This window comes from Cellulomonas algicola (assembly GCF_019024305.1).
Lineage (GTDB): Bacteria > Actinomycetota > Actinomycetes > Actinomycetales > Cellulomonadaceae > Cellulomonas > Cellulomonas algicola.
This window is the reverse complement of record NZ_JAHKSJ010000013.1, coordinates 278362-299882: the sequence shown is the minus strand read 5'-3', so window position 1 is coordinate 299882 and position 21521 is coordinate 278362. Positions and strand designations below refer to the sequence as shown.

Sequence of the window (21521 nt, the reverse complement as noted above, 5' to 3'; positions counted from 1 at the left end):
GCCGCCTCCCCGGGAGGGAGACGGCCCGTCGGCCGGCGGCGCGCGAGGCGCCGGCGGAGGTCAGCTGACCAGCGACCGCAGCACGTACTGCAGGATGCCGCCGTTGCGGTAGTAGTCCGCCTCGCCGGGGGTGTCGATGCGGACGACCGCGTCGAACTCGACGACGCCGCCGTCGGCCTTCGTGGCGGTCACGTGCACCGTGCGGGGCGTGCGGCCCTCGTTGAGCTCGGTGACGCCCGCGATGTCGAACGTCTCGGTGCCGTCCAGGCCGAGGGAGTCGGCGTTCTCGCCCTCGGGGAACTGCAGCGGCAGCACGCCCATCCCGATCAGGTTGGAGCGGTGGATGCGCTCGAACGACTCGGTGATGACCGCGCGGACGCCCAGCAGACGCGTGCCCTTGGCCGCCCAGTCGCGCGACGAGCCCGAGCCGTACTCCTTGCCGCCGAGGACGACGAGCGGGACGCCCGCCTCCTGGTAGGCGACCGACGCGTCGTAGATCGTCGTGTCCTCGCCCGTGAGCAGGTTCTTGGTGAACCCGCCCTCGGTGCCGGGGACGAGCTGGTTGCGCAGGCGGATGTTCGCGAACGTGCCGCGGATCATGACCTCGTGGTTCCCGCGGCGCGAGCCGTAGGAGTTGAAGTCGCGACGCTCGACGCCGTGCTCGGCCAGGTAGACGCCCGCGGGGCTGTCCGCCTTGATCGAGCCCGCGGGGCTGATGTGGTCGGTGGTGACCGAGTCGCCGAGCTTCGCGAGCACGCGCGCGCCGGTGATGTCGGTGACGGGCTCCGGCGTCGCGCCCATGCCCTCGAAGTACGGGGGCTTGCGGACGTAGGTCGACTCGGCGTCCCACTCGAACGTGTTGCCCTCGGGCGTCGGCAGCGAGCGCCACCGCTCGTCGCCGGTGAACACGTCGGCGTAGTCCTCGGTGAACATCTGACGGTCGATCGACGCGTCGATCGTCGCCTGCACGTCCTGCGGCGACGGCCAGATGTCGCGGAGGAACACCGGCTCGCCGGACTCGGTCGTGCCGAGCGGCTCGTTCTCGAAGTCGAAGTCCATCGTCCCGGCCAGCGCGTACGCGATGACCAGCGGCGGCGACGCGAGGTAGTTCATCTTCACGTCGGGGTTGATGCGCCCCTCGAAGTTGCGGTTGCCCGACAGCACCGAGACGACCGACAGGTCGTGCTCGTTGACGGTCGCCGACACCTCGTCGGGCAGCGGGCCCGAGTTGCCGATGCACGTGGCGCAGCCGTAGCCGACCAGGTGGAAGCCGAGCTTCTCGAGCGACGGCCACAGGCCGGCCTTCTCGTAGTAGTTCGTGACGACCTGCGAGCCGGGCGCCATCGACGTCTTGACCCACGGCTTGGCCGTCAGGCCCTTCTCGACCGCGTTCCGCGCGAGCAGCGCCGCCGCCAGCATGACCGACGGGTTCGACGTGTTGGTGCACGACGTGATCGACGCGATGACGACGTGCCCGTGGTCCAGCTCGGTCCGGGTGCCGTCCGCGAGCGTCACGGGGACGCGCTTGTGCGGGCGGTGGGCCGAGTCGCCGTGCAGCGCGCCCGCGGGTGCGTCGGACGAGTCGGTGTGCGCGCTGGCCGCGATCGGGTCGGACGCCGGGAAGGTCTCCTCGACGGACTCGTCGAGACCGGTGAACGCGGCGGCCTCGTGCGGGTCGACGTAGTCGAGGATCGACGCCGCGAACGACTCCTTGGCCTCGGACAGCTCGATGCGGTCCTGCGGGCGCTTCGGGCCGGCGATCGACGGGACGACCGTCGACAGGTCGAGCTCGAGGTACTCGGAGAAGACCGGCTCCGTGTAGCCCTCGGCCGACGGGTCGTGCCAGAGGCCCTGCTCCTTGGCGTACGCCTCGACGAGCGCCAGCTGCTCCTGCGAGCGGCCGGTGAGGCGCAGGTACTCGATGGTCACGCCGTCGATCGGGAAGATCGCCACCGTCGAGCCGAACTCGGGGCTCATGTTGCCGATCGTGGCGCGGTTCGCGAGCGGCACCGCGGCGACGCCGTCGCCGTAGAACTCGACGAACTTGCCGACGACACCGTGCTGGCGCAGCTGCTGCGTGATGGTGAGCACGACGTCGGTCGCGGTCACGCCCGACGGGATCTGGCCCGTGAGCTTGAACCCGACGACGCGCGGGATGAGCATCGACACCGGCTGGCCGAGCATGGCCGCCTCGGCCTCGATGCCGCCGACGCCCCAGCCCAGGACGCCGAGGCCGTTGACCATCGTCGTGTGCGAGTCGGTGCCGACGCACGTGTCGGGGTAGGCACGACCGTCACGGACCATGACGCCGCGCGCGAGGTACTCGATGTTGACCTGGTGCACGATGCCGGTGCCCGGCGGGACGACCTTGAAGTCGTCGAACGCCGTCTGGCCCCAGCGCAGGAACTGGTAGCGCTCACGGTTGCGCTGGTACTCGAGCTCGACGTTCCGCTCGAACGCGTCGGGGCGTCCCGCGACGTCGATCTGCACGGAGTGGTCGATGACCATCTCGGCGGGCGCGAGCGGGTTGATGCGGGACGGGTCGCCGCCGAGCTCCGCGACGGCCTCGCGCATCGTGGCGAGGTCGACGACACAGGGCACGCCGGTGAAGTCCTGCATGATCACGCGGGCGGGCGTGAACTGGATCTCGGTGTCGGGCTGGGCGTTCGGGTCCCACCCGGCGAGCGCGCGCACGTGGTCGGCGGTGATGTTCGCGCCGTCCTCGGTGCGGAGCAGGTTCTCCGCGAGGATCTTGAGGCTGAACGGCAGGCGCTCCAGACCGGGGACCGCCGCGAGGCGGTAGACCTCGTACGAGGCGTCACCGACCTCGAGGGTTCCCTTCGATCCGAAGCTGTCGACGCTGCTCACGTGGTGCTCCTTCGCTGGGCGAGTCTGCCCGGGGATGGGGGTCACCCAGGCGGCAGGACGGTGCGACCTCCCAGCCTACGGCGGCTCGGGTCGCGAATTATCTCGACGTCAAGATACATGCTCGGAACGGCTCGGCGCACCTCCGTCCACGCTCCGGGCGCGTCGCGGAGGACCGGCACGGCGCGGCCCCCGTCGCCCGCCCGGCGACGAGCCGGACCACGACGGGGGCCGACGGGCCGCGCGCGGCCGGTCAGGTCGTCCCGGACGCCTTCTTCTCGGCCTCGAGGGCGTCGAGCGCCTTGCGCTCCGCCTCCACGGCCCGCTCGTGCGCGCGCGGGTCGTAGTCGGGCGTGCCCTGCTTGTGGAGCTCCTGCGTCGCCAGCCGGCTCGCTTCCGCCAGGCGGTGCGCCGCGTCCTTCTCGGTCACGGGGTGCCTCCCTCCGCCGGGCCGCCGCGGTCCGGCTCCCGCCCACGCTAGCGCTGGTCAGCGCGGCCGTCGCGGTGACGAGCGGCGTCAGCGGGACAGGACGGCGACGGCCTCGACGTGGTGCGTCATCGGGAACAGGTCGTAGCCCTGGAGGTCGACGAGCCCGTACCCCGCGCCCCCGAACAGCGCGACGTCGCGCGCGAGCGCGGCCGGGTCGCACGCCACGTAGACGACGCGCTCGGGACGCAGCGCGGTGATCGCGTCGACGACCCGTCGACCCGCGCCCGTGCGCGGCGGGTCGAGCACGACCGCGTCGGCGTGCACCACGTCCGAGTCGGCGTCCTGCGTGCCCACGAGGACACGCGCGACGTCGCCCGCGTGCAGCTCGACGTTCGGGCGGTCGTGCACGTTGCGTCGCGCGTCGCGCACCGCGCGCGCGTCGCCCTCGACGGACACCACCTCACCGTCCGCGACCGCGTCCGCGAGCGGGAGCGTGAACAGGCCCGCGCCCGCGTACAGGTCCAGCACGGTCGCCCCGGTCACGTCGCCCAGGCCGGTCAGCACGGCGTCGACCAGGACGCCCGGAGCCTGACGGTGCACCTGCCAGAAGCCGGCGGCCGCGACGCGGTACGCGTACCCGACGTCGCCGCGACGCACCTCCTCGCGCACCGCCGCACGGGCGTTCGGGCGCGGGTCGACGCGACCGCGGGACAGGTCGAACGGCGCCCCGTCGAGCAGGACCACGGGCGTGTCGCCGCCGGCCGGAGCGACCGCCTCGATCCGTGCACCGGCCGTCCACCGCCGGTCGAACAGCCCGAGCGCCTCGATCCGCTCGGTCGCGAGCGGCATCGCGGTCAGCGCGTGCACCTCGTGCGACCGGTGCCCGCGCATGCCGGCGCGGCCCTCGGCGTCGGCGACGAGGTCGATGCGCGTGCGCCAGTGCAGCCCGCCGCGCTCGTCGTCCCCGGGTGCCGCGTGCACCGGGACGGACCGCTCGTCGCGTGCGAGCCGTCGCAGCTGCTCCTCGAGCACCGCCTGCTTCCACGCACGCTGCGCGGGCAGCGCGACGTGCGCCAGCTCGCCACCGCCCACGCCGCCCGCACCGGCCTGCGGCCACGCGGACGCGACCCGGTCGGCCGACGCGTCGAGCACCTCGACCGCGTCGGCACGCCAGAACTTCGCGGTCTCCCCCGCGTCCGTCAGCCGCGCACGCACGCGCTCGCCGGGCAGCGTGTGCCGTACGAACACGACGCGCCCCTGGTGCCGCGCGACGCAGTGCCCGCCGTGCGCGACCGGCCCGACCTCGAGCTCCACGACCGCGCCCACGGCCTCCGTCGTCTCAGTAACCACGCGGCACCGTACCCCGCACCGGGTCCTCGAGACCTGTCTGCCCCTCCGTCGAGGCGAGCTGCCACGGCACCGACGCCACCACCACGCCCGGGGTGAACAGCAGGCGCCCCTTGAGGCGCAGCGCGCTCTGGTTGTGCAGCAGCTGCTCCCACCAGTGCCCGACGACGTACTCGGGGATGTACACGACGACGAGGTCGCGCGGGCTCTCGCGGCGGATCGACCGCACGTACGTGAGCACGGGCCGCGTGATCTCGCGGAACGGCGAGTCCAGCACGCGCAGCGGGACGGGCAGGTTCATCGACTCCCACTGCGCGCGCAGCGCGTCGACGTCCTCCGGGTCGACGCCCACCGTGACGGCCTCGAGCAGCTGCGGCCGCGACGCCCGGGCGTAGGCGAGCGCGCGCATGGTCGGCCGGTGCAGGTGCGACACGAGCACGATCGCGTGCACGCGGCTCGGCAGCGCCCGGTGCGCGTCGGCGTCCTCGCCGAGCGCGAGCTCGGCGCGCACGTGCTGGTAGTGCTTGTTGATGCCCTTCATGAGCACGTACACCGCGACCATCGCGAGGATCGCGATCCACGCACCGTGGGTGAACTTCGTGACGAGCACGATCACGAGCACCGTCCCCGTCATCGCGAGGCCGATCGTGTTGATGACCCGCGAGCGCTTCATCTGGCTGCGCACCGACGGGTTCGGCTCGGTGCGCAGCGCTCGCGTCCAGTGCCGCACCATGCCGGTCTGGCTGATCGTGAAGGACACGAAGACGCCGACGATGTAGAGCTGGATGAGGCGCGTGACCTCGGCGTCGAACGCCCAGATCAGCGCGATCGCCGCGGCCGCGAGCGTGACGATGCCGTTGGAGAAGGCCAGCCGGTCGCCGCGCGTGTGCAGCTGGCGCGGCAGGTATCCGTCACGCGCCAGGATCGACCCGAGCACGGGGAAGCCGTTGAAGGCGGTGTTCGCGGCGAGCACCAGGATGAGGCCCGTCACCACCGACACCAGCACGAACATCACCGGGATGCCCTGGAAGACCGAGTCGGCGAGCTGGCTGATGACGGGGTGCTGCACGTAGTCGTCGCCGACGGGCACGCCGTCCTCGAGCAGCTGCACGGACGGGTCCTCGGCGAACCGCACCTGCGTCGCCTGCGCGAGCAGCAGGATCGACATGATCATGACGATCGAGAGCCCGCCGAGCAGCGCGAGCGTCGTCGCCGCGTTCTTCGACTTCGGCTTCTTGAACGCCGGGACGCCGTTGCTGATCGCCTCGACGCCGGTCAGCGCGGCACACCCGGACGCGAACGCGCGCAGGATGAGGAAGAAGCCGGCGAGACCCGCGAGCCCCTGGTCGAACCCGGCCTCGGGTGCGACGTCGAAGCCCGCGCTCTCCGCGAGCGGCAGCGAGCCGGTGAAGTACCGGATCGCGCCGAACAGCGCGAGCGACCCGATCGCGAACATGAAGAGGTACACGGGGATCGCGAACGCGCTCCCGGACTCCTTGACGCCGCGCAGGTTCGCGATGGTGAGCAGCACGACCAGCCCGATCGCGAACGCGGCCTCGTGCCCGCGCAGGGGCGGGAACGCCGTCGCGGCGTACTGCGCGCCGGACGAGATCGACACCGCGACCGTGAGCACGTAGTCGACCAGCAGCGCGCTCGCGACCGTCACGCCCGCGTTCGGGCCCAGGTTGGTGTTCGCGACCTCGTAGTCGCCACCGCCCGACGGGTAGGCGTGCACGTTCTGCCGGTACGACGCGACCACCGTGATCATCACGACCACGACCGCGAGACCGACCCACGGGGAGATGACGAGCGCCGACAGCCCGGCCAGCGACAGCGTCAGCAGGATCTCGTCGGGCGCGTACGCCACCGAGGACAGCGCGTCCGACGCGAACACCGGCAGGGCGATCCGCTTCGGCAGGAGCGTGTGGCCGAGGCGGTCGCTCCGGACGGGGCGTCCGAGGACGAGTCGCTTGGCGGCATCCGCGAGATCCGACACGATGTCTGATGCTAGGCCCGCCGTGACCCCGCAGCACCATCCGGTGGTCCCGCAGGTCGTCGGCTCACCGGGACGGCGTCGCGGGTATAGCGTGACGCCCTGTGCACTTCGTGATCATGGGCTGCGGCCGTGTCGGCGCGTCGCTCGCGCAGTCGCTCGAGGACAACGGCCACTCGGTGGCGGTCGTCGACCAGAACCCCGACGCGTTCCGTCGTCTCGACGCGGACTTCGGCGGCAACAAGGTCACCGGCATGGGCTTCGACCGCGACACGCTCACGCAGGCGGGCATCGAGGACGCGTTCGGCTTCGCCGCGGTGTCGGACGGCGACAACTCGAACATCCTCGCGGCGCGCGTCGTGCGCGAGACGTTCGGGATCGACAACGTCGTCGCCCGCATCTACGACCCGCACCGCGCCGAGATCTACCAGCGGCTCGGCATCCCGACCGTCGCGACCGTCCGCTGGACCGCGCACCAGGTGCTGCGGCGGCTGCTGCCGATGGGCGCGACCGACGAGTACCGCGACCCGTCCGGCCAGATCCAGCTGGCGCAGGTCGACGTCCACGACGGCTGGATCGGGCGCCCCCTGCGCGTGCTCGAGGAGGCCGCGGGCGTGCGCATCGCCTACCTCACCCGCTACGGCGACGGCGTGCTGCCGGCGCCGGACACCGTCCTGCAGGAGAACGACATCGTGCACGCGCTGTACCGGGCCGACGACGCGGCCTTCGTCGAGCGGACCCTCACGCACGCCCCGGTGGTGACCGAGTGAGGGTCGTCATCGCGGGTGCCGGCTCGGTCGGCCGGTCGATCGCGCGCGAGCTCCTCGGGCACGACCACGAGGTCACGCTCATCGACCGGCAGCCGTCCGCGATGCGCGTGGCGCAGGTCGCCGACGCCGACTGGCTGCTCGCCGACGCGTGCGAGCTGCCGACGCTGCGCGAGGTCCGCGCCGACGAGTGCGACGTCGTCGTGGCCGCGACGGGCGACGACAAGGCGAACCTCGTCATCTCCCTGCTCGCGAAGACCGAGTTCGGCGTGCCGCGCACGGTCGCGCGCGTCAACAACCCGAAGAACGAGTGGATGTTCGACGAGGCGTGGGGCGTCGACGTCGCCGTGTCGACGCCGCGCATCATGACGGCGATGGTCGAGGAGGCCGTCACCGTCGGCGACCTGGTGCGGATCTTCACGTTCCACCAGTCGCGCGCGGACATCCTCGAGATCACGCTGCCCGACGACTCGCCCCTCGCGGGGATCCGCCTGGGTCAGATCGACTGGCCGACCGACACGGTCCTCGCGTGCATCGTGCGCGACGCGCGCCCGATCGCCCCCAGCCCGGACGACACCCTCGAGGGGCGCGACGAGCTGCTGTTCGTCACGGGTCGTGACGCGGACGAGAAGGCGCTCGACCTGCTCCTGACCCGCGGACCAGCAGCCAGCTGATCCAGAGGGCCAGCGCGAACAGCGGGACGCCCATGACGAGCTTCGCGGTGCCCAGCCACGCGACCTCGGCCGAGAGGTAGAGCGGCACCTGCACGCCCAGGCGCAGCGCGAACACGACGATGATCGGCCACGTCGCGAGCGTGTAGCGCCGCCGGAGGTCGCTGTCCTGCCGCCACGCGACGGCCGCCGACCAGGACCCGCCCGCGACGGGCCCGTCCTTCGCGAACAGCCCGGCGACGATCCCGACGAGCGGCCACCCGACCAGCACCGAGACGAGCGTCCCGACGAGGTACGCGACGTTGGTCCACAGGCCGTACGCGAAGTAGTCCTCCGCCTGGCCGGTGCGCACGGCCCAGAACACGCCGATGCCGACGCCGACGACGCCCGCGAAGGCCTGCGTGACCGGCGTGCGCTGCACGAGCCGGGCGACGACGGCGACGAGCGCGGCCGCGCCCGCCGCGACCAGCGCGGGCGCCATGCGCTGCCCGGAGACCAGGTAGACGACCACGAACAGCAACCCGGGCGCGACCGACTCGACGATCCCGCGGACGCCGCCCATGGCGTCGAGCGCGGAGAACTCGTCGGCCGTCACGGCCCGCAGGCCGCGTGCGGTGCCGCCCTCCTCGGGCGGGACGACGTCGTCGACGACGTCGAGGGGCCGCTCCGCGGCGGCCGGGTCGGCGGCGTGCCGCGGTTCCTCCGTCACGTCACTCCCCCGGCCGCGGACGCAGCTCGTACTTGGGGTTGAACACCGTGCGCCGGCCGTCGACCTGGCACACGAGCCCCTCGATGCGCACGCGGCGACCGGGCGCGATGCCGGCGATCTCCCGCCGACCGAGCCACACCAGGTCGAGCGTGCCGCTGCCGTCGTACAGCTCGGCCTCGAGCGCGGGCACGCCCTCGCGCGGCCGCAGCACGACCGAACGGATCACGCCCGACACGCTCGCGCGCGTGCGGTTGGCGAGCTTCTCGACCGGCGTGCAGCCGACCGACCGCAGGGCGTCGGCGCGCTCCTCGTCGGCCTCGATCTCGGCCTGCGACGCGACGACCTTGCGCATGCGCTCCTTGAGCGTCATCGGATCTCCGTGATCTCCGGTCCGCGAGTCAGCGGGTCGAACGTGGGCTTCTCGGTCGCGGGCTCGGCCGGGGCCTGCGCCGGGCCGGGGAGCTTGAGGGCGAGCAGGTCGCGCGGCGGACGGGCCTCGGTGCCGCGCACGACGACGATGCGGGCGAACAGCTGCTCGAGCGCCTCCGCGGCGCCCGGCTCGACCGCGCCCTTGCCGGTGATGACGCCGCGCAGGAACCAGCGCGGCCCGTCGGCGCCGATGAAGCGCGCCGGCCGGTGGCCGGTCCGGCCCTCGGGCGTCTTGACGGGGAGCCGTGCGAGCAGCTCGCGGCCGAACGGCCCCGGGATGTCGTCGACCGACCCGCCCTGGGCGGTCACCGACTCGGCGATCTCCTCGCGGATCTCGTCCCAGATGCCCTCGGAGCGCGGCGCGGCGAACGCCTGGACCTGCAGCGACGAGCCGTCGAGGAGCACGGACGCGGCGGACACCACGTTCGTCGCCTTGTCGATCTCCATGCGCAGCTCCATGCCGGGCAGCCCGGGCAGCCGGATCGCACCGAGGTCGACGCGCGGGATGTCGTCGGTGACCTCCGACTCGTCCCACGGGCCCGCGGTGCGGGCGGGTGCCGACGGCTCCGCGTCGCCCGGCTCGTCGAGCGGGACGGACTCGGTCTCGACGACCTCGTCGGCGGCCGTGTCCTTGCCGCCGCGTCGGAACAGACCCACGACACTCTCCTCCCGGCGCACCCGTGCGCGCCGTCACTCTCGACAGTAGTCCTGCGCCGGACCGCGACCTAGTCGGTCCCGGCGGCGTCCCGGCACCGGTCAGCCCGTGTGCGCGGCCTTCCAGCCACCGCTCGACCCGAACCCGCCGTCGCCGCGGTGCGACCCCGGCAGGTGCTCGACCTCGACGAACCGTGCGCGCTCGACGCGCTGGACGACGAGCTGCGCGACCCGGTCGCCGCGGTGCAGCTCGAGTGCGTGCTCGACGTCGGTGTTGAGCAGCGTCACCGCGATCTCGCCGCGGTAGCCCGCGTCGACCGTGCCGGGCGCGTTGACGATCGTGAGACCGTGCCTGGCCGCGAGCCCCGAGCGCGGGTGGACGAACGCGGCGTAGCCGTCCGGCAGCGCGATCGCGACGCCCGTCGGGACCGTCACCCGACCCTGCGGCGGGACGACCACGTCGACACGCGTCACGAGGTCCGCGCCGGCGTCGCCCGGGTGCGCGTAGGAGGGTGCGGGCAGGTCCGGGTCGAGCCGGAGGAGCAGCACCTCGACGGGCGGTTCGGCGGTCACGGGGCCCGACCCTACCTCCCCGGGGATGGGATGCTGGGGGCATGCCTGGCACCGCTCCGCGTCCGTCGTCCGCGCCCGTCCCGGGACCGGTCTGGTCGGAGCGGCTGTGGCTCGGCCCGTGGGGGTGGACGCTCCTCGTGGCGTTCACCCTCATGCTCGGCGTGGTGCTGGTGCCGGTCGACGCCGTGCTGGCGGTCGCCGTGGCGCTCGTCGCCCTCGCGGGCGGCCTGACCGCCGCGGTCCTGCTCACGCCGACGGTCTCGGTGCGCGACGGCGTGCTGCGCGCGGGTCGTGCGCACATCCCGGTCGCGCTGCTGGGCGACGTCACGGTGCTCGACGCGGACGCGCTGCGGACCGAGCTGGGGCCGCGCCTCGACGCGCGCGCGCACGTGTGCCTGCGGGGGTGGGTGCGCAGCGGCGTGCGCGTGGAGCTGGCGGACCCCGCCGACCCCACGCCGTACTGGCTGGTGTCGTCGCGCCGACCTGAGGAGCTCGCACGAGCGCTCACGGTCGGCGCGCAGGCGCGCTGAACGCGCCGTCGGCCACGTCCCCCTGAGGTCGACCGCCCCCTCGACGGTCGTCCCTGCTGGTCTCCCCCTCGGCGACGGGCAGGGCAGGTCGGCCGGCCGCCCGCGGTGCGGGGGCCGGCCGAACGGTTCAGCGCGGGATCACGCGGCGCACTCGGAGCACACCGGTGCCCCGTTGCGCTCGTAGGCGAGCTGGCTGCGGTGGTGCACCAGGAAGCAGCTCGAACAGGTGAACTCGTCCGCCTGCCGGGGAAGGACGCGGACCGAGAGCTCCTCGCCCGACAGGTCCGCACCCGGCAGCTCGAAGCCTTCGGCGGCCTCGGTCTCGTCCTCGTCCACCACGCCCGAGTTCTTGTCCGAGCGCCGGGCCTGGAGCTCCTGGAGCGAGTCCTCGCTCAGGTCCTCCTCGGTCTTGCGCGGGGCGTCGTAGTCGGTAGCCATGAGTGGCGTCACACTCCGTCGTCAGATGGATTCTCGTACGCGGGATCAATGCACCGGTGACGGGATTTGTTCCCCACGCGCGGAGGATTGTGCACCACATCTGCCCCGAGTGCGAACACGGACGCGCGACCATATTCGCGGAGGGCTTTGCGGGAGCGTTTTCACCCGTCGCTGTCGGCGTCGAGCGACTCGAGCAGGGTGCGCAGCTCGGTCACCCGCCCGGCCGCCCCGGCTACCGTCATCTCGGTCCCCGCGGGGCGCCCGCGCAGGCCGGTGACCTGCAGACCCGCCTCCTGCGCGACGAGCGACGCCGCCGCGAGGTCCCACGGGGCGAGACCCCGCTCGTAGTAGAGGTCGAGGTGGCCCGCCGCGAGATTGCAGATGTCGAGCGCCGCCGACCCGATGCGACGGATATCACGTACTCGGGGCAACAGCTCGGCGAGCACGCGCGCCTGCGCGCGACGTCGCGTCGCGAGGTATCCGAACCCGGTGCCGACGAGGCACCCCGCGAGCGCGGGCGGGTCCTCGGCCCGGAGCACGCGACCGTCCAGCGTCGCGCCCTGCCCGAGGCCCGCGCGGAACGTCCGGCCGTCGGTCGGCGCGTGCACGCACGCCGCGACCACCGTCCACGTCGCGGGGTTCGGCGCGCGGCCGTCGTCGCCGGCCGGTCCGACGACCGCGGCGACCGAGACGGCGTAGGCGGGCAGCCCGTACAGGTAATTGACGGTGCCGTCGATCGGGTCGACGACCCACGTCACGCCCGACGTGCCGAGCACGTACCCCTGCTCCTCCCCGAGGATGCCGTCGTGCGGCCGCAGCTCGGCGAGCCGGCGGCGCAGCAGGTCCTCCGACGCGAGGTCCATCGCCGTCACGACGTCCTCGGGGCTGCTCTTCGTCGCCGCCACGGCGACACGCTCGGGCCGGCCCTCGTGGATCAGGCGGCCGGCCTCGCGTGCGAGGCGCTCGGCGACCTCGACGAGCTCGGCGACGACGTCGGTGGTCAACGGCAGGTCCCGGGGGGCGTCCATCCCGCCCATCCTGCCCGGCGGCGGGGCCGGACGCACCGACCGTCCGCGAGGCGAGGCGCGGCTCACCGTCCCGGATCCACCCGCCGGGCGCCCGGAGGTGGCAGGCTCTTCCCGAGGTACCGGGAGGTCGAATGGGTGAGCTCGAGCTGGAGGGTCTGCACGAGGACGGCGAGCATCTCGTCCTCGTGGGCCCCGGGGGCGAGCGGTTCCGTCTGCGCATCGACGAGCCGCTGCGCGCGGCCGTGCGCCGGGACCGGCCGCAGCTCGAACAGCTGCGCGCCGAGAGCGCGGGGACGCTGAGCCCGCGGGAGATCCAGGCGCGGATCCGTGCGGGCGCGACGACGCAGGAGGTCGCGGACGCGTCCGGCCTGCCCGTCGAGCACGTCCGTCGCTACGAGGGGCCGGTGCTGGCCGAGCGCGAGTACGTCGCCGAGCAGGCGCGTGCGACGCGCGTCGGCCGTGACGCGGGCGCGCCGACGCTGGGCGACCTCGTGACGGACCGGCTCGCGGCCCGCGGCGTCGACCTCGCGTCGCTCGCGTGGGACTCGGCGCGGGAGCCGTCCGGCCCGTGGGTCGTGCTCGCGCGCTTCCGCGTGGGCGACACCGCGCACGAGGCCCGGTGGACGTTCGACGCGGCACGACGCACCGTCGTGGCCGACGACGACGAGGCACGGTGGCTCTCCGAGACGGAGCTCCCGGACGAGCCCGTCTCCCGCCGTCATCTCGCGGCCGTCCGTGACGTCGTGTTCGACTTCCGCGACGACGGGTCGCTCACGGGCGGGGACGCACCCGAGCCCGAGCCGGAGCCCGACCCGCAGCAGGAGACGCACGACCTGCTCGACGAGCTCCGCACCCGGCGCGGCGTGCGGCAGAACCTCGACCTCGACGTCGACGACGAGGAGTTCGAGGGGTTCGGCCCGCAGCACGCGTTCGACTTCGGCCGCGACGACGCGGACGTCCCCGGGGCGCACCCGCTCGACGCCGACCCGCTCGCGGAGGCCGTCGTGCTGCGCCCGCCGGCGCCCGAGCCGGAGCCCGAGCCGGACGCGGTGGTGCCCGCGGTGCCCGTCGTGCCGCTCGACGACGAGTCGCCCGCCGAGCCCGCCGAGCGGCCCCGCACGCGCAAGGGGCGCGCGAAGGTGCCGAGCTGGGACGAGATCGTCTTCGGCGCCAAGCCGGAGTGACCCGGCCTCGGCGGTCGCGTCCGGCCTGATGCGAGGGTCAGGCCCCGACGCCGAGCGTGCCCTGCGCCGACGAGAGGGTCGCGACCGACGGTGACGCCGCGCGCGCGGTCGCGGCGGTCATCCGTCGCATGTGGTGCCGACGGCACAGCACCTCGTACGCGACCTCGCCGCTCGCGGCGGCGACGTCGCCGACGACCACCTGGGCGCCCTCGACGACCATGACGCCGTCGACCGTGCGCGCGTTGTGGGTCGCGCGCGCACCGCACCAGCAGAGCGCCTTGACCTGGAGCACCTCGACGCGGTCGGCGAGCTCGACGAGCCGGGCGGATCCCGGGAACAGCCTCGCCCGGAAGTCGGTCGAGATCCCGAACGTGTAGACGTCGACCTCGAGCTCGTCGACGACGCGCGCGAGCTGCTCGACCTGCGTGGCGGTGTAGAACTGCGCCTCGTCGGCGATGAGGTAGTCGACCGGCTGCCCCTGCGTGCGCCGCTCGATGACCTCGGCCCAGAAGTCGGTCGCGTCGCCGACCTCGGCGGCGTGCTGCACGAGGCCGAGGCGCGACGAGATGGTCGCCGCACCGGCCCGGTCGTTGCGCGTGAACAGCACGCCGTCGCGCCCGCGCGCCGCGTGGTTGTGGTGCATCTGCAGCGCGAGCGTGGACTTGCCGCAGTCCATCGTTCCCGAGAAGAAGACGAGCTCCGCCACGGTCAGGAGCCTTTCTGCACGACGAGGAACGGGACGAGCATCTCGTGCCGGGTGAGCGACCCGTGCACGCCGACGAGCTCGAGCGACGCGGGCGACTGGGTCGCGGAGTCGACCACGGTCGCGCGGCCCGTCATGGCGACGACCACGTCGCCGAGGACGCGCCGCGCACGCTCCCCCACGGGCCCGAACCAGCCGGCGTCGACCGCGGCCTCGCGCGTGACGACGACGGCTGCGTCCCCGAGCGTGCCGCGCCACCGCTCGGCGACGGCCTCGGCGTCGGCGCCCGGGCGCAGGTGCAGGTGCGACGCGCGCGGCTCCCCCGCGACGAGCGCGACGTCGGCGGACAGCACGGGATGGGTCGCGACGTCCCAGCGCGCGGTGCGGTCGACGTCGACCATGCCGTGGTCGGCGGTGACGACGAGGAGCGTGCCGCGCGGGAGGCTGCGCGCGAGCCGACCGAGCTCGGCGTCGAGGTCGGCGAGCGCGTCACCCCACTGCCACGACCCCCAGCCGTGGTGGTGGCCCGCCTTGTCGACGTCCCCCCAGTAGAGGTAGGTGAGGCCCGGGCGCCGCAGCGCGTCGAGCGTCGCGTCGACCCGGTCGGCGAGCGACTCGGCCACACGGTAGGTCGCGCCGCGCAGCGCCGCCTCGGTGAGGCCCGACCCGGCGAAGCGCGCCGGGCCGACGCTCGTGACGCTCGCGCCGGCTGCCGTGAGCCGCTCGAACACCGTGGGCTCCGCCTGCCACTCGCGGGCGGGCGGCAGGTCCGTCCACGACACGAGGTTCCCGAGCCGTCCGGTCGCGGGGTCGCGGACGGTGTAGCCGAGCATCGCGGTGGTGCCCGGCCCGGCACCGACGCCGAGGCTGCCGATCGCGGTCGCGGTCGTCGACGGGAACGTGCTGACGAGCGGCTCGGACTCGCGGACCACCCCGCGCAGGAACGGGGCGTGGCCCGCGCGCTCGCTCAGGTTCACGTGGCCGAGGCCGTCGACGAGCACGAGGCACACCCGGTCGGCGCGCGGCAGCCCGAGAAGGCCGGCGTCCGGTTGTTCGTGGCCGAGCACGCCCGCGAGCGCGGGCAGGAGCGACGGCAGGGCGGGCTCGTCGCCGCCCGGCAGCACGAGGTCCGCGTCGACGGGCAGCTCGACGAGCCGCGACGGCGACCCGGGCGGACGCGTCATCGACCGTGCGCGCTGGCGGCGGACAGCTGCCGCGCGAACGCGGCGGCGGCCCGCACCGAGTCGACGCCCTCGGCGGCGGCGCTCACGCGCACCACGACGTCGTCGGGGGTGAGCGTGCCGGTCAGGCCGTGGTCCGCCTCGCAGGCCGGGTCGCCGCACGTCGCGGGCTCGAGGTCGACGCGGGACACGGCCCCCCACCCGATCGCGAGCGTGAGCTCGGTCGGCGGCGTCCCAGCACGGTGTCGCTCCGGGTCCGGCATCACGTGCGTGAGGGCCACCGACCGCAGCTCGGCGATCGAGACCGCCTCGGTGGTCGCCGACGCGCTGGGCGACGGGTTCTCCGAGTCGGCGGCCTGGTCGTCGACGTGGGCCACGACGAGCCGGGTCGGCGTGAGCGCGAGGACCGTCACGTGGCGGCGGACCTCGGAGGCGTCGAACGTCGTCTCGGGGTGGACGAGGTGGGCGACCACGGGCTCGTCCGCGAGCGCCACGTCGAGGACGTCGGCCACGAGCTCCGGGTAGTAGCCGGCGCGGTGCAGGTCGTCGCGCAGGTCGTCAGATACTGCTGGCACGGCGCCCATCCTCCCACCGCCGCGGGGGTGCGCGCGGCGGTCACGCACGGGGCAGCCGCCGCGTCGAGTCCGCCCGGTCGGCGGGGGCGAGCGTCGCGCGCGCACCCAGGACGACCGCGCCGTGCTCGGACACCACGACGGGGTTGAGCTCGAGCGAGCGCAGCCCGGGCAGGTCGTCGGCGAGGACGGAGACGCGCGCGATGACGTCCTCGAGCGCGGCGACGTCCACGGCGGGCAGCCCGCGGTAGCCGAACAGGCGCGGGGCGGCGCGTGCCGACCGCACGAGCTCGGCGACGTCGACGTCCGTCAGCGGCGGCACGCCGTACGCCACGTCGCCCAGGAGGTCGGACGCGTCGCCCGACAGCCCGAAGCTGATGATCGGGCCGAAGAGCGGGTCCTCGGTGGACCGCACGACGCACGCGGAGCCGTGCGGCGCCATCGCCTGCACCTCGAGCGGCGCACCGTCGCCCTGCGGCCGGTGGGCGGCGCCGAGCGCGAGCACCTGGGCGACGTCGGAGCGCAGCTCGGCCTCGTCGGCGACGTCGAGCCGCACGCCGCCGAGGTCGGCGCGGTGCCGCAGCGCGGGCACGGTCGTCTTGAGCGCGACGGGCCAGCCGATCCGCTCGGCGACCTCGACCGCCTCGTCGGCGTCGTGCACGGGGAACGACGGGAGGACGTGGACGCCGACGGTCGCGAGCAGCGCGGACGTGCGCGCGACGTCGAGGTCGACGGTCCCCTCGGGTGCGGCACCGGGCGGCCAGCGCGTGACGTCCGGGTCCTCGACGCGACGGGGAGCCGCCTCCGCGAGCCACCCGGCGACGAGCCGTCGCGCGGCGCGCGTGTCGACCCCGTCGGGGTGCAGCGGGCGGCCGCGGTCCGTCGCGCGCCACCGGGCGTAGCGCGACGCGTGGCCGAGCGCGAGCGCCGCGTCCTCGGGCGTGCTGTAGGCGGGCACGGTCCACGACCGGCCGTCCGCGTCGAGCGCCGTGAGCTCGGGCGTCACGCCGTGCAGGCCGAGCACCGAGGCGACGGTCGTGCGGCCGGTGCGCGCGGCCGCGGCCGCGACCTCGCGCGGCAGGGTCTCGCCGACCGGGCCGAGCGTGGGGATCCGCACGACGACGACCACGTCGGTGGTGGGGTCGTCGTAGACGGCGGCGACCGTGGCACGGATCTCGTCCTCGTCCGCGTCCTCGGCGAGCATCGCGACGTGGCCCGACAGGACCAGGCCGCCGGCGGACACCGCCTCCGCGACGAGCGCGGCGACCGACGCGGAGGACGCGAGGACCGCGACGCGGCGGCCCCGGGGCAGCGGCTGGTGCGCGAGCAGCTGCGCGACGTCGAGCATCTGGTGCGTGTTGTCGACGCGGATGACGCCGGCCTGGCGCATCACCTCGGTGAGCGTCCGGGGCGGCGCGTACGTGGGCCGCACGGCGTGCCCGGGCGGGACGACGTGGCCGGACCGGCCCGCGGTGACGACGACGACGGGCTTCACGGACGACAGCCGGCGCGCGACGCGGGAGAACTTGCGCGGGTTGCCGATCGACTCGAGGTACAGGCCGACCACGTCGGTGCCGTCGTCGTCGGCCCAGAACTGCATGAGGTCGTTGCCGGAGACGTCGGCGCGGTGCCCGGCGGACACGAACTCCGCGAGGCCGATCCCGCGGCGCTGCACGGCGCGGATCAGCGCGACGGCCAGCGGTGCGGACTGGCAGAACAGCCCGACGCGGCCGGGCAGCGGCGGGTCGTCCTCGAGCGACGCGTTGAGCAGCCCGTCCGGCCCGGCGGCGAGCACGCCGTAGGACGCGGGACCGACCACGCGGATGCCGGCGGCGTGCGCGACGCGCAGCAGCGTGCGCTGGCGCGCGAGCCCGTCGGCGCCCGTCTCGGCGAAGCCGGTCGACAGCAGCACGACGCCGCGGACCCCGAGCGGCACGAGGCCGCGCACGACCTCGGTGGCACGCTCGGGCGGCACGGCGACGACCGCGAGCCGGACCGGTCGCGGCACGTCGGCGAGCCCGCTGTGCGCGTGCGCGCCCGCGGCGACGTCCTCGACGCCGACCGTGTGCACCGTCGCGCCGCCCCCGGCGACGAGGTTGGCGGCGGCCCGGGCCGCCTGCCGGCCGGCGAGGGTGCGCGCCTCGTCCGGCCCGGGACCGACGACCACGACGGTGCCGGCCTCGAGCAGCTCCCGGACCGAGCGGGCCTCGGCCCGGTGCTCGCGGTCGGCGATCACGGCGAGGGACCGGTCCGTCGGGTCGATGTCGAAGCCGACGGACACGACGCCGTCCTCGGTCTGCTGCGTCACCGCGTACCCCGCCTCGCGGAACACCGCGATCATCCGGCCGTTCTGCGGCAGCACGTCCGCGACGAACCGTCGCACGCCGCGCTCGCGCGCCGCCGCGGCGAGGTGCTCGAGGAGCACCGACCCGATGCCGCGGCCCTGGTGCGCGTCGGACACGTTGAACGCGACCTCCGCCTCCTCGGGCGCCTCGCCGACGAGCCGGTCGTAGCGCGCGACGCCGATGATGTGCTCGACGCCGTCGGCGTCGGCCGCGACCGCGACGAGCGCGACCCGGTCGACATGGTCGACGTTGACGAGCCGGTGCAGGTCGCGGTCGGGCAGCCGTTCGAGGTGCGCGAAGAAGCGCAGGTAGGTGGACCGCTCGGACTGCGCGACGTGGAACGCCTGCAGCGCGTCGGCGTCGCTCGGCCGGATGGGCCGCACGTGCGTCGTCGACCCGTCGGCCAGCACGACGTCCGCCTCCCACGCGGCGGGATAGCGGGCGGGCGCCGCGTCCTCGTCGACGTCTGCCATGCACGCCAGGCTATCCGGGCGGGACGCTGCGTCGTGCGCGCCCGCGTGCCGTGCCCACGACGCGCCCCGGACGGGCGACAATGGGCGGCGCACATCCCGCACCGGACCGAGGAGCACTCCCGCATGGCGCGTCGCCCCGCGACCCCGAACCTCCCTCCCGAGGACCTCGTCGAGCGCATCGTCGACATCGACGTCGCCTCCGAGATGGAGGGGTCGTTCCTCGAGTACGCGTACTCGGTCATCTACTCGCGCGCGCTCCCCGACGCCCGCGACGGGCTCAAGCCCGTGCAGCGGCGCATCCTGTTCCAGATGGCCGACATGGGCCTGCGCCCCGACCGGCCGTACGTGAAGTCGGCGCGCGTCGTCGGCGAGGTCATGGGCAAGCTCCACCCGCACGGTGACGCCCCGATCTACGACGCGATGGTCCGTCTGGCGCAGGCGTTCGCGCTCCGGCTCCCGCTCGTCGACGGGCACGGCAACTTCGGCTCGCTCGACGACGGCCCTGCCGCCCCCCGGTACACCGAGGCGCGGCTCGCACCGTCGGCGACGGCCATGACGACGGGGCTCGACGAGGATGTCGTCGACTTCGTCCCGAACTACGACAACAAGCTCACGCAGCCCGAGGTGCTGCCCTCGGCGATCCCGAACCTGCTGGTCAACGGCGCGGCGGGCATCGCGGTCGGCATGGCGACGAACATGGCGCCGCACAACCTCGTCGAGGTCGTCGCCGCGGCGCGCCACCTGGTCATGCACCCGGACGCGACGCTCGACGAGCTCATGCGCTTCGTGCCCGGCCCGGACCTGCCGACGGGCGGCAAGATCATCGGCCTGGACGGTGTGCGGGACGCCTACCGGACGGGCCGCGGCGCGTTCAAGACGCGCGCGACGGCGGTCGTCGAGAACGTCACGCCCAAGCGCAAGGGCATCGTCATCACCGAGCTGCCGTACATGGTCGGCCCGGAGAAGGTCATCGAGAAGATCAAGGAGGGCGTGCAGAGCAAGAAGCTCTCGGGCATCTCCGACGCGGTCGACCTCACCGACCGCCAGCACGGCCTGCGCCTCGTCATCGAGGTCAAGACGGGCTTCCACCCGGAGGCCGTGCTCGAGCAGCTCTACCGGTTCACGCCGCTCGAGGACTCGTTCTCGATCAACAACGTCGCGCTCGTCGACGGCCAGCCGCGCACGCTCGGCCTGCGCGAGCTGCTCCAGGTGTGGGTCGACCACCGGATCTCCGTGGTGCGCCGCCGCTCGCAGTTCCGGCTGACCAAGCGGCAGGAGCGGCTGCACCTCGTCGAGGGCCTGCTGGTCGCGATCCTCGACATCGACGAGGTCATCCAGGTCATCCGCTCGTCCGACGACGCGGACTCCGCCCGGACGCGCCTCCAGACCGTGTTCGACCTGTCCGAGCCGCAGGCCGAGTACATCCTCGAGCTGCGCCTGCGCCGCCTGACCAAGTTCTCCCGCCTCGAGCTCGAGCGCGAGAAGGAGCAGCTGCTCGCGGAGATCGCCGAGCTCGAGGCGATCCTGCGCGACGAGCAGCGGCTGCGCGTCCTCGTGTCCGACGAGATGGCCGAGGTCGCCGCGACCTACGGCACGCCGCGCCGGACGATCCTCCTGGAGTCCGCGGGCGGCACGTCGGTGTCGGGGGCGCCGGCCGCGCGCGCGTCCGCCACGCCGCTCGAGATCGAGGACTCGCCCTGCTGGGCGCTGCTGTCCGGGACGGGCCTGCTCGCGCGCACCGCCGGCGCCGACGCGCCCGTCCGGTCGGCCGACGCCCGCCGCGCGAAGCACGACGTGCTGTCGGCGGGCGTCCCCACGAGCGCCCGTGCGGACATCGGCGTCGTGACCTCGCGCGGTCGGGTGCTGCGGCTGTCGGTCCTCGACCTGCCGGCCCTGCCGCCGACCGACGGCCCGCCGTCGCTGTCGGGCGGTGTCCCGCTCGCCGAGCTCGTGACGCTGCCCGCGGGCGAGCGCGTCGTCGGCCTCGCGTCCCTCGCCGCCGACGCCCCGACGCTCGCCCTCGCGACCGCGCAGGGCACCGTCAAGCGCGTCGCGCAGGGCGACGTGCCCGGCAACAAGGACGAGTGGGTCGTCGTGGGCCTGCGCGACGACGACGAGGTCGTCGGTGTCGCCGCCGTGGCGGACGACGACGAGCTGGTGCTCGTGAGCTCGGACTCCTCGCTCCTGCACTTCCCCGCGTCGTCCGTGCGTCCGCAGGGCCGTGCCGCCGGGGGCATGGCGGGCATCAAGCTGGCGTCCGGCCAGCGGGTCGTCGCGTTCGGTGCGGTGCGCCCCGACGAGGTCGGCGACGCGCTCGTCGTCACCGTCTCCGGCTCGTCGAGCGCCCTGCCGGGCACGCAGGCCGGCGCCGCCAAGGTGACCCCGTTCGACGCTTACCCCGGCAAGGGCCGCGCGACGGGCGGTGTCCGCTCGCACCGGTTCCTCAAGGGCGAGGACACGCTCATCGCCGCGTGGGTCGGCGCGGGACCTGCGTGGGCCGCGGGCTCCGCGGGCCAGCCGGTCGACCTGCCGACCCCGGACCCGCGCCGCGACGGGTCGGGCACGCCGCTGACCGTGCCGGTCCACGCGATCGGCTGACCGCGGCCGGTCTGCACGTCGGCGGCTCTCG

General features: G+C 74.2%; 19 protein-coding genes. 5 read left to right on the top strand and 14 right to left on the bottom strand.

Annotation, left to right across the window (positions count from 1 at the left end):
* Window positions 1-60: 60 nt before the first annotated feature.
* The 4 genes from KOV94_RS11980 to KOV94_RS11965 form a co-directional block, all read right to left on the bottom strand.
* On the bottom strand, window positions 61-2868 hold the full coding sequence (locus tag KOV94_RS11980; protein WP_218052141.1) for an aconitate hydratase: 2808 nt from the start codon (window positions 2866-2868) through the stop codon (window positions 61-63).
* Window positions 2869-3118: 250 nt separating this feature from the next.
* The gene (locus KOV94_RS11975) at window positions 3119-3295 is read right to left on the bottom strand and encodes a translation initiation factor 2 (RefSeq protein WP_124343900.1); all 177 of its coding nucleotides are present in this window, start codon (window positions 3293-3295) and stop codon (window positions 3119-3121) included.
* An 87-nt stretch (window positions 3296-3382) separates the two neighbouring features.
* Window positions 3383-4645 (bottom strand): class I SAM-dependent RNA methyltransferase, encoded by a 1263-nt coding sequence (locus KOV94_RS11970; RefSeq protein ID WP_308160510.1) that lies wholly within the window; start codon window positions 4643-4645, stop codon window positions 3383-3385.
* Complete coding sequence (locus KOV94_RS11965) at window positions 4635-6638, bottom strand: APC family permease (RefSeq protein ID WP_124343256.1); 2004 nt, start codon at window positions 6636-6638, stop codon at window positions 4635-4637. The genes KOV94_RS11970 and KOV94_RS11965 overlap by 11 nt, the downstream gene beginning before the upstream one ends.
* Window positions 6639-6754: 116 nt before the next feature.
* Here KOV94_RS11965 and KOV94_RS11960 point away from each other — a divergent pair, with 116 nt between their 5' ends.
* Together KOV94_RS11960 and KOV94_RS11955 are read left to right on the top strand one after the other, a co-directional pair.
* Entirely contained in the window at window positions 6755-7405 is a 651-nt protein-coding gene (locus tag KOV94_RS11960; RefSeq protein WP_124343258.1) for a potassium channel family protein, read from the top strand.
* Complete coding sequence (locus KOV94_RS11955) at window positions 7402-8076, top strand: potassium channel family protein (protein ID WP_124343255.1); 675 nt, start codon at window positions 7402-7404, stop codon at window positions 8074-8076. Before KOV94_RS11960 ends, KOV94_RS11955 begins: the two co-directional genes overlap by 4 nt.
* Here KOV94_RS11955 and KOV94_RS11950 read toward each other — a convergent pair.
* From KOV94_RS11950 to dut, 4 genes are all read right to left on the bottom strand, one after another.
* Window positions 8009-8782, bottom strand: a complete 774-nt coding sequence (locus KOV94_RS11950) for a DUF3159 domain-containing protein (RefSeq protein WP_124343254.1) — start codon at window positions 8780-8782, stop codon at window positions 8009-8011. The two genes, KOV94_RS11955 and KOV94_RS11950, sit on opposite strands and share 68 nt — an antisense overlap.
* A 1-nt stretch (window position 8783) precedes the next feature.
* Window positions 8784-9152 (bottom strand): OB-fold nucleic acid binding domain-containing protein, encoded by a 369-nt coding sequence (locus tag KOV94_RS11945; RefSeq protein ID WP_218052140.1) that lies wholly within the window; start codon window positions 9150-9152, stop codon window positions 8784-8786.
* Window positions 9149-9868 (bottom strand): DUF3710 domain-containing protein, encoded by a 720-nt coding sequence (locus KOV94_RS11940; protein WP_218052139.1) that lies wholly within the window; start codon window positions 9866-9868, stop codon window positions 9149-9151. Before KOV94_RS11940 ends, KOV94_RS11945 begins: the two co-directional genes overlap by 4 nt.
* Window positions 9869-9967: 99 nt before the next feature.
* Entirely contained in the window at window positions 9968-10438 is a 471-nt protein-coding gene (dut, locus tag KOV94_RS11935) for a dUTP diphosphatase (RefSeq protein WP_124343251.1), read from the bottom strand.
* A gap of 41 nt (window positions 10439-10479) precedes the next feature.
* On the opposite strand from dut, the gene KOV94_RS11930 reads away from it, so the two are divergent.
* Window positions 10480-10968 (top strand): DUF3093 domain-containing protein, encoded by a 489-nt coding sequence (locus KOV94_RS11930; protein WP_124343250.1) that lies wholly within the window; start codon window positions 10480-10482, stop codon window positions 10966-10968.
* Window positions 10969-11106: 138 nt separating this feature from the next.
* Here KOV94_RS11930 and KOV94_RS11925 read toward each other — a convergent pair whose 3' ends face one another.
* Window positions 11107-11406, bottom strand: coding sequence for a DUF4193 domain-containing protein (locus tag KOV94_RS11925; protein ID WP_124343249.1), 300 nt, complete (start codon window positions 11404-11406; stop codon window positions 11107-11109).
* Window positions 11407-11567: 161 nt separating this feature from the next.
* On the bottom strand, window positions 11568-12434 hold the full coding sequence (locus tag KOV94_RS11920) for an inositol monophosphatase family protein (RefSeq protein WP_124343248.1): 867 nt from the start codon (window positions 12432-12434) through the stop codon (window positions 11568-11570).
* A gap of 131 nt (window positions 12435-12565) precedes the next feature.
* On the opposite strand from KOV94_RS11920, the gene sepH reads away from it, so the two are divergent.
* Window positions 12566-13618 carry a septation protein SepH gene (gene sepH / locus KOV94_RS11915; RefSeq protein ID WP_124343247.1) on the top strand — a complete coding sequence of 351 codons (1053 nt, stop codon included), beginning with the start codon at window positions 12566-12568 and terminating at the stop codon, window positions 13616-13618.
* Between the two features lie 37 nt (window positions 13619-13655).
* Here the strand turns inward: sepH and KOV94_RS11910 are convergent, their stop codons facing one another.
* Genes KOV94_RS11910 through KOV94_RS11895 form a run of 4 tightly spaced genes read right to left on the bottom strand, consistent with a single transcriptional unit; the run spans window position 13656 to window position 18892 of the window.
* Window positions 13656-14324: a thymidine kinase gene (locus tag KOV94_RS11910; RefSeq protein ID WP_162352164.1), complete on the bottom strand. Its 669-nt coding sequence runs from the start codon at window positions 14322-14324 to the stop codon at window positions 13656-13658.
* 2 nt (window positions 14325-14326) lie between these two features.
* Entirely contained in the window at window positions 14327-15505 is a 1179-nt protein-coding gene (locus tag KOV94_RS11905) for an alkaline phosphatase family protein (RefSeq protein ID WP_124343245.1), read from the bottom strand.
* Window positions 15502-16086 (bottom strand): DUF5998 family protein, encoded by a 585-nt coding sequence (locus KOV94_RS11900; RefSeq protein WP_218052138.1) that lies wholly within the window; start codon window positions 16084-16086, stop codon window positions 15502-15504. Before KOV94_RS11900 ends, KOV94_RS11905 begins: the two co-directional genes overlap by 4 nt.
* Window positions 16087-16117: 31 nt before the next feature.
* Entirely contained in the window at window positions 16118-18892 is a 2775-nt protein-coding gene (locus tag KOV94_RS11895; protein ID WP_218052137.1) for a bifunctional acetate--CoA ligase family protein/GNAT family N-acetyltransferase, read from the bottom strand.
* A 123-nt stretch (window positions 18893-19015) separates the two neighbouring features.
* Between KOV94_RS11895 and KOV94_RS11890 the strand changes: the two genes are divergently transcribed.
* Window positions 19016-21490 carry a DNA gyrase/topoisomerase IV subunit A gene (locus KOV94_RS11890; RefSeq protein WP_218052136.1) on the top strand — a complete coding sequence of 825 codons (2475 nt, stop codon included), beginning with the start codon at window positions 19016-19018 and terminating at the stop codon, window positions 21488-21490.
* Window positions 21491-21521 lie beyond the last annotated feature (31 nt).

Bases quoted from the DNA above. Each gene is read 5' to 3' on its own strand.
- KOV94_RS11960 (WP_124343258.1), top strand. From the start codon at position 6,755: ATGGGCTGCGGCCGTGTCGGCGCGTCGCTCGCGCAGTCGCTCGAGGAC.
- KOV94_RS11945 (WP_218052140.1), bottom strand. From the start codon at position 9,152: ATGACGCTCAAGGAGCGCATGCGCAAGGTCGTCGCGTCGCAGGCCGAG.
- KOV94_RS11930 (WP_124343250.1), top strand. From the start codon at position 10,480: ATGCCTGGCACCGCTCCGCGTCCGTCGTCCGCGCCCGTCCCGGGACCG.
- KOV94_RS11925 (WP_124343249.1), bottom strand. From the start codon at position 11,406: ATGGCTACCGACTACGACGCCCCGCGCAAGACCGAGGAGGACCTGAGC.
- KOV94_RS11920 (WP_124343248.1), bottom strand. From the start codon at position 12,434: ATGGACGCCCCCCGGGACCTGCCGTTGACCACCGACGTCGTCGCCGAG.
- sepH (WP_124343247.1), top strand. From the start codon at position 12,566: ATGGGTGAGCTCGAGCTGGAGGGTCTGCACGAGGACGGCGAGCATCTC.
- KOV94_RS11905 (WP_124343245.1), bottom strand. From the start codon at position 15,505: ATGACGCGTCCGCCCGGGTCGCCGTCGCGGCTCGTCGAGCTGCCCGTC.
- KOV94_RS11900 (WP_218052138.1), bottom strand. From the start codon at position 16,086: ATGGGCGCCGTGCCAGCAGTATCTGACGACCTGCGCGACGACCTGCAC.
- KOV94_RS11895 (WP_218052137.1), bottom strand. From the start codon at position 18,892: ATGGCAGACGTCGACGAGGACGCGGCGCCCGCCCGCTATCCCGCCGCG.
- KOV94_RS11890 (WP_218052136.1), top strand. From the start codon at position 19,016: ATGGCGCGTCGCCCCGCGACCCCGAACCTCCCTCCCGAGGACCTCGTC.